The sequence below is a fragment of the Paenarthrobacter aurescens genome (genome assembly GCF_041549525.1).
Taxonomy (GTDB): Bacteria; Actinomycetota; Actinomycetes; order Actinomycetales; family Micrococcaceae; genus Arthrobacter; species Arthrobacter aurescens.
Map to the genome: position 1 here is coordinate 1,703,735 of NZ_CP157456.1, position 12,664 is coordinate 1,716,398.

The 12,664-nt window shown below is 62.1% G+C and carries 14 protein-coding genes and 1 tRNA gene; 14 read left to right on the plus strand and 1 reads right to left on the minus strand.

The genetic code is table 11. The annotated features are described in order from the left end of the window. Positions 1-5 precede the first annotated feature (5 nt). From ABI796_RS07920 to ABI796_RS07955, 8 genes are all read left to right on the plus strand, one after another. On the plus strand, positions 6-926 hold the full coding sequence (locus ABI796_RS07920; RefSeq protein WP_141284720.1) for a segregation and condensation protein A: 921 nt from the start codon (positions 6-8) through the stop codon (positions 924-926). Then, positions 910-1,575, plus strand: a complete 666-nt coding sequence (locus ABI796_RS07925; RefSeq protein ID WP_174754571.1) for an SMC-Scp complex subunit ScpB — start codon at positions 910-912, stop codon at positions 1,573-1,575. Before ABI796_RS07920 ends, ABI796_RS07925 begins: the two co-directional genes overlap by 17 nt. Before the next feature lie 152 nt (positions 1,576-1,727). Beyond that, positions 1,728-2,942, plus strand: coding sequence for a pseudouridine synthase (locus ABI796_RS07930; RefSeq protein WP_141284722.1), 1,215 nt, complete (start codon positions 1,728-1,730; stop codon positions 2,940-2,942). Positions 2,943-2,945: 3 nt separating this feature from the next. Then, positions 2,946-4,052, plus strand: coding sequence for a prephenate dehydrogenase (locus ABI796_RS07935; protein WP_141284724.1), 1,107 nt, complete (start codon positions 2,946-2,948; stop codon positions 4,050-4,052). Beyond that, complete coding sequence (gene cmk, locus ABI796_RS07940; RefSeq protein ID WP_141284726.1) at positions 4,052-4,765, plus strand: (d)CMP kinase; 714 nt, start codon at positions 4,052-4,054, stop codon at positions 4,763-4,765. The genes ABI796_RS07935 and cmk overlap by 1 nt, the downstream gene beginning before the upstream one ends. Then, complete coding sequence (locus ABI796_RS07945) at positions 4,755-5,489, plus strand: 1-acyl-sn-glycerol-3-phosphate acyltransferase (protein ID WP_170224952.1); 735 nt, start codon at positions 4,755-4,757, stop codon at positions 5,487-5,489. The genes cmk and ABI796_RS07945 overlap by 11 nt, the downstream gene beginning before the upstream one ends. Positions 5,490-5,499: 10 nt before the next feature. Next, the gene (gene der / locus ABI796_RS07950; RefSeq protein ID WP_141284728.1) at positions 5,500-7,050 is read left to right on the plus strand and encodes a ribosome biogenesis GTPase Der; all 1,551 of its coding nucleotides are present in this window, start codon (positions 5,500-5,502) and stop codon (positions 7,048-7,050) included. A gap of 141 nt (positions 7,051-7,191) precedes the next feature. Beyond that, positions 7,192-7,268 (plus strand) — tRNA-Pro (locus ABI796_RS07955). A 129-nt stretch (positions 7,269-7,397) separates the two neighbouring features. On the opposite strand, the gene ABI796_RS07960 is transcribed toward ABI796_RS07955, so the two are convergent. Continuing rightward, positions 7,398-7,844, minus strand: coding sequence for a MarR family winged helix-turn-helix transcriptional regulator (locus tag ABI796_RS07960; protein ID WP_141284730.1), 447 nt, complete (start codon positions 7,842-7,844; stop codon positions 7,398-7,400). Between the two features lie 173 nt (positions 7,845-8,017). Here ABI796_RS07960 and ABI796_RS07965 point away from each other — a divergent pair, with 173 nt between their 5' ends. The 6 genes from ABI796_RS07965 to ABI796_RS07990 all read left to right on the plus strand — a co-directional run bounded on the left by ABI796_RS07965 (position 8,018) and on the right by ABI796_RS07990 (position 12,578). After that, positions 8,018-9,226, plus strand: coding sequence for an MFS transporter (locus tag ABI796_RS07965; RefSeq protein WP_141284732.1), 1,209 nt, complete (start codon positions 8,018-8,020; stop codon positions 9,224-9,226). 280 nt (positions 9,227-9,506) lie between these two features. After that, entirely contained in the window at positions 9,507-9,893 is a 387-nt protein-coding gene (gene gcvH / locus ABI796_RS07970) for a glycine cleavage system protein GcvH (RefSeq protein ID WP_141284734.1), read from the plus strand. A 136-nt stretch (positions 9,894-10,029) separates the two neighbouring features. After that, on the plus strand, positions 10,030-10,509 hold the full coding sequence (locus tag ABI796_RS07975; RefSeq protein WP_141284736.1) for an FHA domain-containing protein: 480 nt from the start codon (positions 10,030-10,032) through the stop codon (positions 10,507-10,509). A gap of 20 nt (positions 10,510-10,529) precedes the next feature. Continuing rightward, complete coding sequence (locus ABI796_RS07980; RefSeq protein ID WP_141284738.1) at positions 10,530-11,246, plus strand: MerR family transcriptional regulator; 717 nt, start codon at positions 10,530-10,532, stop codon at positions 11,244-11,246. Further along, entirely contained in the window at positions 11,246-11,749 is a 504-nt protein-coding gene (locus tag ABI796_RS07985; RefSeq protein WP_141284740.1) for a bifunctional nuclease family protein, read from the plus strand. The genes ABI796_RS07980 and ABI796_RS07985 overlap by 1 nt, the downstream gene beginning before the upstream one ends. Before the next feature lie 235 nt (positions 11,750-11,984). After that, positions 11,985-12,578 carry a MerR family transcriptional regulator gene (locus ABI796_RS07990; protein ID WP_141284742.1) on the plus strand — a complete coding sequence of 198 codons (594 nt, stop codon included), beginning with the start codon at positions 11,985-11,987 and terminating at the stop codon, positions 12,576-12,578. Positions 12,579-12,664: the final 86 nt, after the last annotated feature.

Below are 12,664 nucleotides of genomic sequence, written 5' to 3' on the forward strand. Positions count from 1 at the left end.
GGACGGTGGGACCGTCAATCACCCCCACCGCTGAAGCGGATCTGGCCTTAGCCGTCCCTGCGGTAACGCCCGACGCCGGCACCTCCGAGGTCCGCAAGGCCGGCTTTGAGGTACGGCTGGCTAACTTCACGGGTCCTTTTGACCTTTTGCTCGGGCTCATTTCCAAGCACAAGCTGGATATCACCGAGGTGGCCTTGGCCACGGTCACCGATGAATTCATCAAGTACATCAGGCGTCTCCAGGAATTGGGGGAGGACTGGGCGCTGGATGAAGCCAGCGAATTTTTGGTGATCGCCGCAACCTTGCTGGATTTGAAGGCTGCCCGCCTCCTGCCTGCCGGTGAGGTGGAGGATGCGGAGGACATTGCCCTCCTGGAAGCGAGGGACCTGCTGTTTGCGCGCCTCCTTCAGTACAAGGCGTTCAAGCAGATCGCCGGGATTCTGGGCGGCACGCTGGATGAAGAAGCCCGGAGATACCCGCGGCAGGTTGCCCTTGAAGGCCATTTCGCCGCTTTGCTTCCCGAACTTGTGTGGCGGCATACTCCGGAGCAGTTCGCGGAGCTTGCTGCCAAAGCGCTCAAACCCAAGGACTCTGCCCCGGCCGAGGTGGGCTTGGATCACCTCCACGCTCCGCCGGTCAGCGTCAAGGAGCAGGCCGAGATTATGGGTTACCGGTTGAAGCTGGGCGCGCCGCTGTCGTTCCAGGCGTTGATTGCCGACGCCGAGACAACCTTGGTGGTAGTGGCCCGATTCCTGGCCTTGCTGGAGATGTTCCGGGACCGCGTTGTTGCCTTTGAACAGCCCGGGCCGCTGGCTGAGCTGACTGTTCGATGGACGGGCGATGACGCCGGATGGGACAGTTCCAGCCTGATCGAGGAATACGGGCCGGAAGCAGGAGCAGGAAACGGGGATGACGTCAGTGAGTGAACAGGAAACGGCAGAGGACGGCCTGGCTGAGCTGGAGGCTTTGCCAGGGGGTGCGCGTGCAGCACTGGAGGCTGTCCTGATGGTCATTGACGTGCCTGCCACCTCGGAGGAGCTCGCCGCCGGGCTGAACGTCACGGTGGCCGTCGTCGAGGATTTGCTGCAGGACCTTCAGCGGGAGTATAGCGGCTATACTGTTAAAGCCCCGGACGTGGATGCTGTCGGCTTTGCCAATGCCAGCACTGCACCCCGGGGTTTTGAATTGCGGAACGTCGCCGGTGGGTGGCGGATTTATTCACGGGCGGATTTTGCCGACGTCGTGGGCAGATTCGTCCTTGAGGGGCAGACCACCAGGCTTACTCAGGCGGCGCTTGAGACGCTGGCGGTCATTGCTTACCGGCAACCGGTCTCCAGGGCCCGGGTTTCCGCCATTCGTGGCGTCAACGTAGATTCCGTGGTCCGGACTCTCACCCAAAGGGGTTTGATCGAGGACTCCGGAAATGATCCTGAATCGGGGGCTGTCCTCTACAGGACAACCTCTTACTTCCTGGAACGGATGGGCATCGGCTCGGTGGCTGAACTGCCGCAGCTCTCGCCGCACCTTCCTGGTTTGGAAGGCATCGACGAGTACTACGACGCCAGCCGGATGTAGCCCAAGGCCAGCACCGGTACTGCAAGAGAACTTCATACTGATTCACGGCGCCATATCAAGGTGCACAGCGACAAAGGGCAGACGATGTCTGCCCGGCTGGCTAGTGTTGATTTCAACACCTATTGCCGGCCATTACTACACAAGGACGGGTCATGACACAGGCGGGACGCCAGAGTTCACCACGTAACGGTTCGGGACGAAACAGTTCCGGACGCAATGAGGCCAAGGGAGGCGGCACAGGCCGCTCCAACGCCGGCGGTTTCTCAGGCCGCGGCGGCAGTGCCGGCGCTGGAAAGCGCAACTTCCCACAGGGCGAGGGTCGCCCTTTCAAGGCTTCGAAGCCGCGTGAAGCGGCACCTTTCGATCCTGATAACCCCACAACAGCGGGCGATTACGATCGCGGCCAGGCAGCCAGGCCCACAAAGCCCTTCCGTAAGCCCGGCTCCAACAAGCCCGGCTTTGGCAAAGCTCCCGGAACTCCGGGCGCCATCAAGCCTAAAGCGAAGCCGGCACGGCAGTATGGCTCCAAGGCCTTCGGCAGCGAACGCTTCGGCCAGAACCTGGGCCCCATCCGCAAGCCGGCCCGCAACCGCGGTCCGCGCCAGGAAGTGCCCCAGTCCGATCTCCACGATGCTGACGGCGTACGCCTGCAAAAGGTCATGGCGCAGGCAGGCGTGGCCTCACGCCGCGTGTGCGAGGAAATGATCCTCGAAGGACGCGTCGAGGTTGACGGTGTGGTTACCACCGAGCTTGGTATGCGCGTTGATCCCACGGCAGCCGTGATCCACGTCGATGGCATCCGGATCCAGCTGGACGACACCCTGGTCTACATGGTCTTCAACAAGCCCAAGGGCGTTGTTTCCACCATGGAGGACCCTGAAGGCCGTCCCTGCATCAGCGACTTCCTCAAGAACAACAAGAACAAGGGCGAGCGCCTGTTCCACGTCGGCCGCCTGGACGTCGCCACTGAGGGCCTGCTGCTGCTGACAAACGACGGCGAACTGGCCAACCGCCTGACGCACCCTTCGTACGAGGTACCCAAGACGTACCTGGTCCAGGTGCGTGGTCCGTTCCCGCAAGGTGTGGGCGCAAAGCTGAAGAACGGCGTCGAGCTTGAAGACGGCGTAGCTGCAGTGGACTCCTTCCGCCTGGTTGATTCGACCCCCGGTCACGTCCTGATTGAGGTAGTGCTGCACTCGGGCAAGAACCGCATTGTGCGCCGTATGTTCGACGCCGTCGGATTCCCCGTGGAGCGTCTTGTCCGCGTCAAGGTTGGCCCCATCGGCTTGGGCGACCAGCGTCAGGGCAGCATCCGCAACCTCGGCAGGCAGGAAGTCGGACACCTCCTGGCATCGGTGGGACTCTAAGGCATGTCGGCATTCGGTACGCACGGCCGGGGCCATCTTGATGGCCCGGTCGTCGTTCTCGGTACAGGCTTGCTTGGGGCCAGCATTGGCCTCGGCCTGCGCGGACGCGGAGTCCCCGTGTTCCTTTTTGATCCCTCGCCCACCAACCAGGCGGTGGCGGTGGACATCGGTGCGGGACGGCCACTGGGGGAGTTGGCTGAACAACCTCAACTGGTAGTTGTCGCGGCCCCGCCGGACGTTACGGCCGACGTCGTGCAGAAGGCGTTGGCGGATTACCCGTCAGCGGTGGTTGTTGATATTGCCAGCGTCAAGGCCACCATCCAGGCACAGTTGCGCGAACGCGGCGTTGACCTCGCCCGCTATGTGGGTACCCACCCCATGGCTGGCAGGGAGAAGTCCGGCCCGGTTGCGGCCAGGGGTGAGCTTTTCACTTCCATGCCGTGGGTGCTGTGCCCCTCCGAAGAAACCTCGGATGCTGCACTCCAGGCTGCACGTTCGCTCGCAGGGGATTTGGGAGCAATAGTTTCCCAATTCACGGCGGACGAGCACGATGAAGCCGTGGCGTTGGTGTCCCACTTGCCGCAGATCATGTCCTCGCTTCTGGCGAGCCGTCTGCAAGGTACGCCGCTCCATGCGCTGTCTTTGGCCGGCAATGGACTCCGGGACACCACCCGCATTGCCGCCAGCGATCCCACCCTCTGGGTGCAGATCCTGGGCGGCAACGCAGAAAAGGTGGTGTCCATCCTGCATGGTGTCCGGGAGGACCTGAACCGTCTGATCGGCACCTTGGAAGAACCGCTCGCCCCCGGCGCGCGGCTCGACCTCGCCCAGCTGATCAGCGAGGGCAATGCCGGCCAGGCCCGGATCCCCGGAAAGCACGGCGGGCCTCCCCAGGCCTATTCGTGGCTCACTATCCTGGTGGATGACAAGCCTGGCCAGATCGCGCAGCTCCTGACGGAGATCGGCGAGATCGGTGTGAACCTTGAAGACCTTCGGCTCGACCATTCGTCCGGACAGAACGTGGGCATGGTGGAACTTTCCGTGCTTCCGAGCAAGCATGACCTCCTTGTTGAAGCTTTGACTGACCGTGGATGGCGGGTACTCCAGTAATGACGCGTGAATTCTTTGGCCCGGAGACAGTTGCCCGGCCCGGTAAGCCGCTGGTGATCGCGATCGACGGCCCTTCGGGGTCCGGCAAGTCCAGCGTCAGCAAAGAAGTCGCCCGGCGCTTGAAGCTGGCGTACCTGGATACCGGTGCGATGTACCGTGCCCTGACCTGGTTCTGCCTTAAAACCGGCGTTGACCTGCAGGACGGCGCCGCGGTGGAACAGGCTTCCAAGATCATGCCGTTGGAGATCAGTACCACTACCGCAACGGAATATGTGGCGGTTGACGGCACAGACATCACGGACGAGATCCGTGATCCGCTGATCTCCTCGTCCGTCAGTGCTGTTGCCACGACTCTCGGTGCCCGCACTGAGTTGATTCGCCGCCAGCGTGAGCTGATTGATCAGCACCACCGCCGCATGGTGGTGGAAGGGCGCGACATCACCACCGTCGTCGTCCCTAACGCCGAGGTCCGCATGCTCTTGACTGCCAGTGAGGAAGCCAGGCTTCGCCGTCGTGGGATCCAGTTGGGCGGCACTCAGACCAAGGAGCAGCTCAACGCCCAGGTGATCCAGCGAGACGCCAAGGACTCCACCGTTGTGAACTTCACCCAAGCGGCTGATGGCGTGGTCACGCTCGATTCCTCGGACCTGAACTTCGAGGAAACGGTGGAGACTGCCTTGGCGATCGTCAGCAAGGTCATTTATGGTGACTGAGATTCAGCTCCCCTCCGCAGTGAGCAGGGTGTGGAGCCGGCCAGTGGGCTGGTTCCTGGACCACGTGCTCTACCGGACCATCGTGGCGGGGAAAAGCAATGTTCCCGCAGCGGGGCCGGTGGTGTTCGCGGCCAACCACATCAGCTTCCTGGATGGGCCCGTGATGTTCGGCGCTTCCCCGCGTCCCATGCACATCCTGGTCAAGAAAGAGATGTTCACGGGCTTTTTGGGCTCTGTCCTGCGGGGTTCCGGACAGATTCCGGTGGACCGTTCCGGTGACCGCACCGCCCTGCACGTGGGCACGAAACTGCTCGACGCCGGCCGTTGCGTAGGGATTCTTCCCGAAGGAACCCGGGGGAGCGGCTCAGCCGAGAACATCAGCAACGGAGTTGCGTGGCTCGCCTTGAACTCGGGAGCCACCGTTATACCCGTTGCCATCCTCGGAACCCGTCAGGGCGATGAGCATCGCGACCATATCCCCAAACTACGCCGCAAGCTCCATGTCAGCTTCGGCGAACCCATCACGGTGAAGCGCCGGAAGGGCGAACCGGGGCGTGTTTCAATGGACAGGGCGGCTGCGGAGATCCGTGAAGCCCTGGCCGGTCACGTCCAGGACGCCATCCGGGCCACAGGCCAGGGCCTACCTCTGGAACCTGCGCCCGGAGAACCCACTTCGCAGCACCGCCATACAGCAGTAGCCGGGACGCCGGCAGACCACCCCTAAGGAAAGTGCAATGAGCGATACGACTCAAAAATCCGGCCTCCACGGAGCCGGCGACGACGAATACACGCCCACCGGCACCGACCAGGTGGCGGAAAACCTGGCGGCCCTGGACGACGACGAGGCAGAGCTCCGCGCGGCCACCCTCCGTGCAGGCCTGGAGGACTACGAACTCGACGAAGAAGACGCCGCGCTGCTCAGCGGCGAGTATGGCGATGAAGGCGAGGAAGGCCCGCTCAAGCTGGATCCGGTACTGGCCATCATTGGACGCCCGAACGTGGGCAAGTCCACCTTGGTCAACCGCATCCTCGGCCGCAGGGAAGCAGTTGTTGAGGACACCCCGGGCGTCACCCGCGACCGCGTGATGTACTCGGCCCGCTGGAACGGCCGCAACTTCACCCTGGTGGATACCGGTGGTTGGGAGCACGATGCGAAGGGCATCCACGCCCGGGTTGCCGAGCAGGCCGAAATGGCTGTTGAGCTCGCAGACGCAGTGCTGTTCGTGGTGGACTCCGCCGTTGGCGCAACAGCCACGGACGAGGGCGTCATGAAGATGCTCCGCAAGAGTAAGAAGCCGGTCATCATGGTGGCCAATAAGGTGGATGACTTCGCGCAGGAAGCCGATTCCGCAGCACTGTGGGGACTGGGCTTTGGCCAACCGTACCCGGTTTCGGCCCTGCACGGCCGCGGCGTTGCGGACCTCCTGGACCACGTCATGGACACCCTGCCTGAGTACTCCTTGGTGGACGGTGTAGAGCGTTCAGGCGGCCCGCGCCGTATTGCGCTGATCGGCCGCCCCAACGTGGGTAAGTCCTCACTGTTGAACAAGCTTGCCGGCTCCGAGCGCGTTGTGGTTGATCCGCTGGCCGGCACCACGCGTGACCCTGTTGATGAGTTCATCGAACTTGGTGACCGTACCTGGCGCTTTGTGGACACCGCTGGTATCCGCCGCCGTCAGCACATGGCCCAGGGCGCTGACTTCTACGCCTCCCTGCGTACCCAGGCCGCGCTGGAAAAGGCGGAGGTCGCCGTCGTGCTTCTTGCGGTGGATGAGGTCCTCAGCGAGCAGGATGTCCGCATCCTGCAGTTGGCCATCGAGTCCGGCCGTGCCCTGGTGCTCGCGTTCAACAAGTGGGATCTGCTCGATGACGAACGCCGCCGTTACCTGGAGCGCGAAATCGAGCAGGATCTTGCTCACGTGGAGTGGGCTCCCCGCGTGAACATCTCGGCCAAGACCGGCTGGCACAAGGACCGCCTGGTTCCCGCGCTGGACATCGCCTTGGAAAGCTGGGATCGCCGCATCCCCACCGGGCGCCTCAACGCGTTCCTGGGCGAACTTGTGGCAGCGCACCCGCACCCGGTCCGTGGTGGAAAGCAGCCCCGTATCCTCTTCGGCACCCAGGCATCCAGCCGCCCGCCGAAGTTTGTACTGTTCACCACAGGCTTCCTGGACCCCGGATACCGTCGTTTCATCACCCGTCGCCTCCGCGAAACGTTCGGCTTTGAGGGCACGCCCATCGAGGTCAACATGCGTGTACGCGAGAAGCGCGGCAAGAAGCGCTAAGTGAGACGCGCATCACAGCCCACTTTGGCTGTGATGGCGTCTTCGACCTCCAACTTCGTGTAAGCTTTTGGAGGTGGTTCGGCCGGACTGCTTAGGTGAGACTCTTCGGAGGAAAACTTAGGCGGAGAACGGTAGAACCAGCGGGCTGTAGCGCAGCTTGGTAGCGCACTTGACTGGGGGTCAAGGGGTCGCAGGTTCAAATCCTGTCAGCCCGACCATAAAGGCCGGAATCACGTGGAAACACGGTGATTCCGGCCTTTGGTCGTTAAGGGTCCGACTCATCCCGGCCTTGTTCGATTCCCGCGCCGTTCAACGCCGGGGCAATCGGACAAGGCCGGGGGAGTTGGCTACGCCTTCTGCAGTGCCCCGAGCGCCCGCACCAGCGGCTCAAGCTCGGGCACGGACTCGGCAGCTTCGAGGGCGGAGGCGAGGGTGTGGTCATGCACGGGCTTGGCTGCCTCAAGAAGCTTCTGGCCGGCTTGAGTGAGTTCGGTGTAAATGCCGCGACGATCATCGGCGCACAGGATGCGGGTGAGCAGGCCCCGGTCCTCGAGGCGATTGACCAGGCGGGTGGTGGCGCTGCTGGACAGGGCGGTGGCGCGGGCCAACTGCTGCATCCGCATGTGCCAGCCGTCCTGGCGACTCAGCGCATCCAGCACGGTGTATTCCACCACAGAGAGGTCGCTGGAAGCCTGGAGGGCTTTCTCGAGCTCCGTTTCGATGCTTCCATGCAGGGCGGCAAGGGTTCGCCAGCCCTGTGCCCGTACTTCAACGGCGTCATCCTTGATGCCCATGTGTGTTGCGCTCCTGCCTTGGTGTGAAGTGATCCGCGACGCATTCAAAAGTAGTTGCTTGCGCAAGTACCGAGCGTGTGCCTCTATTTATAGAGCGTCTGCAACTATTATTCTACGGTTCCCGGCGACGCACTTCCACTTCTCTGAGGAACCCACCATTTAAGGAGTTCCACATGCCCGCAGGGTTGATTGCCCTTGCCCTCGGCGGATTCGGCATCGGACTGACCGAATTCGTCATCATGGGTCTTTTGCCCGAAGTTGCTGCCGACTTCCGCGTCAGTGAAGCATCGGCCGGCTGGTTCATTTCCGGCTATGCCCTCAGTGTCACTGTCGGTGCACTCCTGGTGACGGCGGCGGTCACCAGGCTGCCACGCAAGCCTGTCCTTATTGGTTTGCTGGTGTTGTTCATTGCCGGCAACTTTCTATCCGCAGTCGCGGACAGCTATGCGGCCATGATGATCGGGCGCATCATTGCAGCACTTTGCCACGGCGCGTTCTTCGGAATTGGTTCAGTGGTAGCGGCGAGCCTGGTGCCTGCCCACAAGAAGGCCGGGGCAATCGCCATCATGTTTACCGGCCTTACAGCAGCAAACGTCCTGGGCGTTCCCTTCGGAACGCTGCTTGGCCAGAACTTCGGCTGGCGGTCAACGTTTTGGGCGATCACCATCATCGGAGTCGTTGCCCTGCTGGGCATCGCGCTGATGGTCCCCGCATCCACCACGGAACCCACCAAGGGCCTTCGCAGCGAACTCGGTGCTTTCGCATCAGGCCAGGTGTGGCTCTCCCTCATTGTGACCATTCTTGGATTTGGTGGCATGTTCGGTGCGTTCACCTACATTGCCTTCACCCTCACCGAGGTCTCCGGATTCGAGTCAGGCGCCGTGCCGTGGCTTCTGGTCCTCTTCGGCGCCGGCCTGTTCGTTGGCAACTTCCTCGGCGGCAAGGCAGCAGACAAAGCATTGGACAAGTCGCTCATTCTCATCCTCGCCGGACTCGTGGCGGTTCTGATCTTCTTCGCCCTCACTGCCTCGAACAGCATCGCAACACTTCTTTCACTGGCACTCATGGGCGGTTTCGGATTTGCCACCGTGCCAGGTCTGCAGATGCGGGTCATGCACTTCGCCTCCACAGCGCCCACACTGGCCTCAGGTGCCAACATCGGCGCGTTCAACCTGGGCAATGCCCTCGGCGCCTGGCTCGGTGGCGTCACCATCACCGCAGGCCTGGGCTACACCTCGCCCATCTGGGCTGGAGCCGGCATCACCGTAGCCGCGCTGCTGGTCATGCTGGCTGCGGCTGCTGCCGCCAAGCGCAAGGGGACGGCGCCGCTGGCCGTCACTCCCGACGTCGAACGCGAACCGCGTGAGGCCACCGTCGCCTGACGCGCAACCACGTTGCCCGCAGGGTTCACTTAACAACCAGGAAGCCCGCCCCGGATAGTCCGTGGCGGGCTTCTTTGCGTTTTAGTGCCACCGGGATCAGGACTAATTCTCTGAGGCCACTGGCGGGCTTTTTCCGCGCCGGTACTTGTGCTTGTCCGGCCGTGGGTCAATCATGGCAGAGACCCCATCAGGTGCAGGGGAAATGTGCCTATACTTTCAGCGGTGGCCCTGCGCAGGGGCCGCCGTCGAGGTTCGTAAATGTCCCGATGAAAGGCCTCCAGTGAGCAATATTCCGGAAGAACTCTCCTACACCGCAGAACACGAATGGGTTACTGCTCCCGATGCCGACGGCGTAGTGCGCATTGGCATCACAGACTTCGCCCAAGGCGCCTTGGGGGATGTTGTCTATGCCCAGATGCCCGAGCCCGGGACAAAAGTCACCGGTAATGAAGTTGTTGGCGAAGTGGAATCCACCAAAAGCGTCAGCGATATTTACGCTCCGGTGACAGGTGAAGTGACCAATCGAAATGACGCCCTGGACACTGATCCGGCCCTCATTAACTCGGACCCGTACGGCGAGGGATGGCTTATTGAAGTAAAGCTTGCAGAAGCTGATGCAGTGGAATCCCTGCTCAGTGCATCGGAGTACGAACAACAGGTAGGCTAAAGTTATCTGGCCCGTCAGGCTGCTTTCCTTAAAACGGAAAGCGGGACGGCGGGCCAGCAACCGATTTGCCCGGCGGTACCGGGAGGCGGAAGTGCCGGCAGGTTTTGGAACTGCCGGCGGATGAGGAGGAAATTCCATGGTTGGCGGCGACGAACAGAATCAAGCCAATGTCGGGAACGGCGCGGAGGAACAGCCGACGTCGGAGACCACCTCCATCAGCATCACACCAACGTGGGACGAGCCAAGCATCGCGCCCAAGCTGGCACCTGAAGAGCGTGCATCCGTAGAAGCACTCCCGCCGAACTCAGCATTGCTCATAGCGCACAGCGGCCCCAACGCCGGTGCCCGTTTCCTGTTGGACGCGGACACCACCACGGCGGGACGGCACCCGGATGCTGACATCTTCCTCGATGACGTCACGGTATCCCGCAAGCATGTCCAGTTCATCCGGTCTGAGTCCGGATTCGAGCTGGTGGACATGGGCAGCCTTAACGGAACGTACGTTAACCACGACCGCGTAGACCGCGTGCACCTCAAGAGCGGAAACGAGGTCCAGATCGGCAAGTTCCGGTTGACCTATTACCTGAGCCCTGTTCGCGCAGCAGGCCAAGTCTGACGGGGTATCTGCCTGTGGCTATGGCCCAGCAGGACCGTCGCGGACCGCAGGTCCTGAATATAGGGGAAGTCCTCGCTCAACTTAGCGATGACTTTCCGGGTATGACTGCGTCCAAGATCCGCTTCCTTGAGGAAAAGGGACTCATCAACCCCAAGAGGACTCCTGCCGGGTACCGTCAGTACGCAGACAGCGATGTTGAGCGGCTCCGTTTTGTCCTGGCCCTGCAACGCGATCAGTACCTGCCGCTGAAGGTCATTAAGGATTATCTGGACGCAATTGATCGCGGCGAGAGGCCGGAGAATCTCCCTCCGGGCGTCACGGTGTCGCCCAGGGTGGTCTCCGCGGAAATGGCGGCAGAGGTGCAGGGGCGTGCCCGTGCCCTCACCGAAGAGCAGTTGCGTGCCGAGTCCGGCGCCAGCGTGCCGCTGCTCGAATCGTTGCTGAGCTTCGGATTGATCAGTCATGTGGGCGGAAAGTTTGATGAACACGCCCTTCAGGTGGCGCGGGCATGTGTTCAGCTCGAAGGCCATGGCCTGGAGCCACGGCACCTCCGGCCCTTCCAGGCTGCCGCTGAGCGGGAGTTCGGCTTGGTTGAGAGAGCTGTTGCACCGCTGACCTCGCGGCGGGACGCCGCATCGCAGGCGCGTGCCGCGGAGGCCGCCCGCGAGATCAGCGATCTTTGCCTCACCCTGCACAGGGCCTTGGTTCATGACCGTATCTCCCGGATGGATAGCTGATGATCGAAGTCGAAATCGTCGGGGTCCGGATCGAACTGCCTTCCAACCAGCCTTTGGTGCTCCTGAGGGAAATCAAAGGGGAGCGGCATGTTCCCATCTGGATCGGCACTCCCGAAGCCAGCGCGATTGCCCTGGCCCAGCAGGGCGTTGTTCCGCCCCGGCCCATGACGCACGATCTTTTGGTGGACGTTGTGGAGTCCCTGGGCCACTCCATCATCAGCGTCAATATAGTGGCTGTGGAAGACAACATCTTCTATGGGCAATTGCAGTTCGACGACGGCACGGTGGTAAGTTCGCGCGCTTCGGACGCGTTGGCCCTGGCGTTGCGGGCCAAGTGCCGCATCTGGTGTGCCGATGCTGTGATGGATGAAGCCGGCGTCCGTATCACCGAGCACGATGAAGGCGAAGATTCAGAACCGGATCCCGCAGTGGATGAAGAGCGCGAAATGCGCCGTTTCCGGGAGTTCCTGGATGACGTTGAACCGGAAGATTTTGAAGGCTGACTCACCCTAAGCCTAAAGTTGAGGGTGAAACTTTCGACACGGCCCAATTTCGGGGCCAAGGTCTTTGACCTCAGGGCCTCACGGGCCTAACGTCGAAGTTATCAAGTTCCCGTTGCATACACTGCCTGCGCAAGTCACACTGGAAGGTGCGGACTTGCGGGAATTACACTGCTGCATTTCGCCGTTGTATCAGTGTATGCACCGTCCCCAAGGGAACTGAGAACAAGGAGGTCACGTGAGTCCGAAAGGCGAAGCAGGCGAGCTGAAGCAGTCCTCTGCCGGTATTGCTGCGCCCGCATCCGGCGCCCAAGGTTTGCTCTTCACGGAGGACCTTCCTGTGCTGGACGAGGACGCGGGTTACCGCGGCCCTACCGCATGCAAAGCTGCAGGAATCACCTACCGCCAGCTCGACTACTGGGCACGCACGGGCCTGGTTGAGCCTGCCGTCCGCGGCGCTGCCGGCTCCGGTTCGCAGCGGCTCTATGGCTTCCGCGACATCCTGGTTCTCAAAGTGGTCAAGCGTCTCCTTGACACCGGCGTATCACTCCAGCAGATCCGCACCGCCGTTGAACACCTCCGCGAGCGGGGGGTTGAGGACCTGGCGCAGATCACCCTGATGAGCGATGGCGCCAGCGTCTACGAATGTACATCCGCTGATGAGGTCATAGACCTCGTTCAGGGCGGGCAGGGCGTCTTTGGCATCGCCGTGGGCCGCGTATGGCGGGAAGTGGAAGGCAGCTTGGCTGCGCTGCCCAGTGAGCATGCTGGTGAGCAGTCGTTTCCGGACGACGAATTGAGCAAGCGACGCGTCGCGCGCCGTATTGGCTAAAGACTAGCGGCAAGGAATAAGAATTCAAGACGAAGGCCTCGTCCCCTGCGGGGGACGAGGCCTTCGTCTATGCTGGTGCGCGTTGT

Excerpts from the sequence above, each read along its gene's own strand:
- cmk (WP_141284726.1), top strand. The coding sequence starts at position 4,052 with ATGACGCGTGAATTCTTTGGCCCGGAGACAGTTGCCCGGCCCGGTAAG.
- der (WP_141284728.1), top strand. The coding sequence starts at position 5,500 with ATGAGCGATACGACTCAAAAATCCGGCCTCCACGGAGCCGGCGACGAC.
- ABI796_RS07945 (WP_170224952.1), top strand. The coding sequence starts at position 4,755 with ATGGTGACTGAGATTCAGCTCCCCTCCGCAGTGAGCAGGGTGTGGAGC.
- ABI796_RS07980 (WP_141284738.1), top strand. The coding sequence starts at position 10,530 with ATGGCCCAGCAGGACCGTCGCGGACCGCAGGTCCTGAATATAGGGGAA.
- ABI796_RS07925 (WP_174754571.1), top strand. The coding sequence starts at position 910 with ATGACGTCAGTGAGTGAACAGGAAACGGCAGAGGACGGCCTGGCTGAG.
- ABI796_RS07960 (WP_141284730.1), bottom strand. The coding sequence starts at position 7,844 with ATGGGCATCAAGGATGACGCCGTTGAAGTACGGGCACAGGGCTGGCGA.
- ABI796_RS07965 (WP_141284732.1), top strand. The coding sequence starts at position 8,018 with ATGCCCGCAGGGTTGATTGCCCTTGCCCTCGGCGGATTCGGCATCGGA.
- ABI796_RS07985 (WP_141284740.1), top strand. The coding sequence starts at position 11,246 with ATGATCGAAGTCGAAATCGTCGGGGTCCGGATCGAACTGCCTTCCAAC.
- ABI796_RS07975 (WP_141284736.1), top strand. The coding sequence starts at position 10,030 with ATGGTTGGCGGCGACGAACAGAATCAAGCCAATGTCGGGAACGGCGCG.
- ABI796_RS07930 (WP_141284722.1), top strand. The coding sequence starts at position 1,728 with ATGACACAGGCGGGACGCCAGAGTTCACCACGTAACGGTTCGGGACGA.
- ABI796_RS07935 (WP_141284724.1), top strand. The coding sequence starts at position 2,946 with ATGTCGGCATTCGGTACGCACGGCCGGGGCCATCTTGATGGCCCGGTC.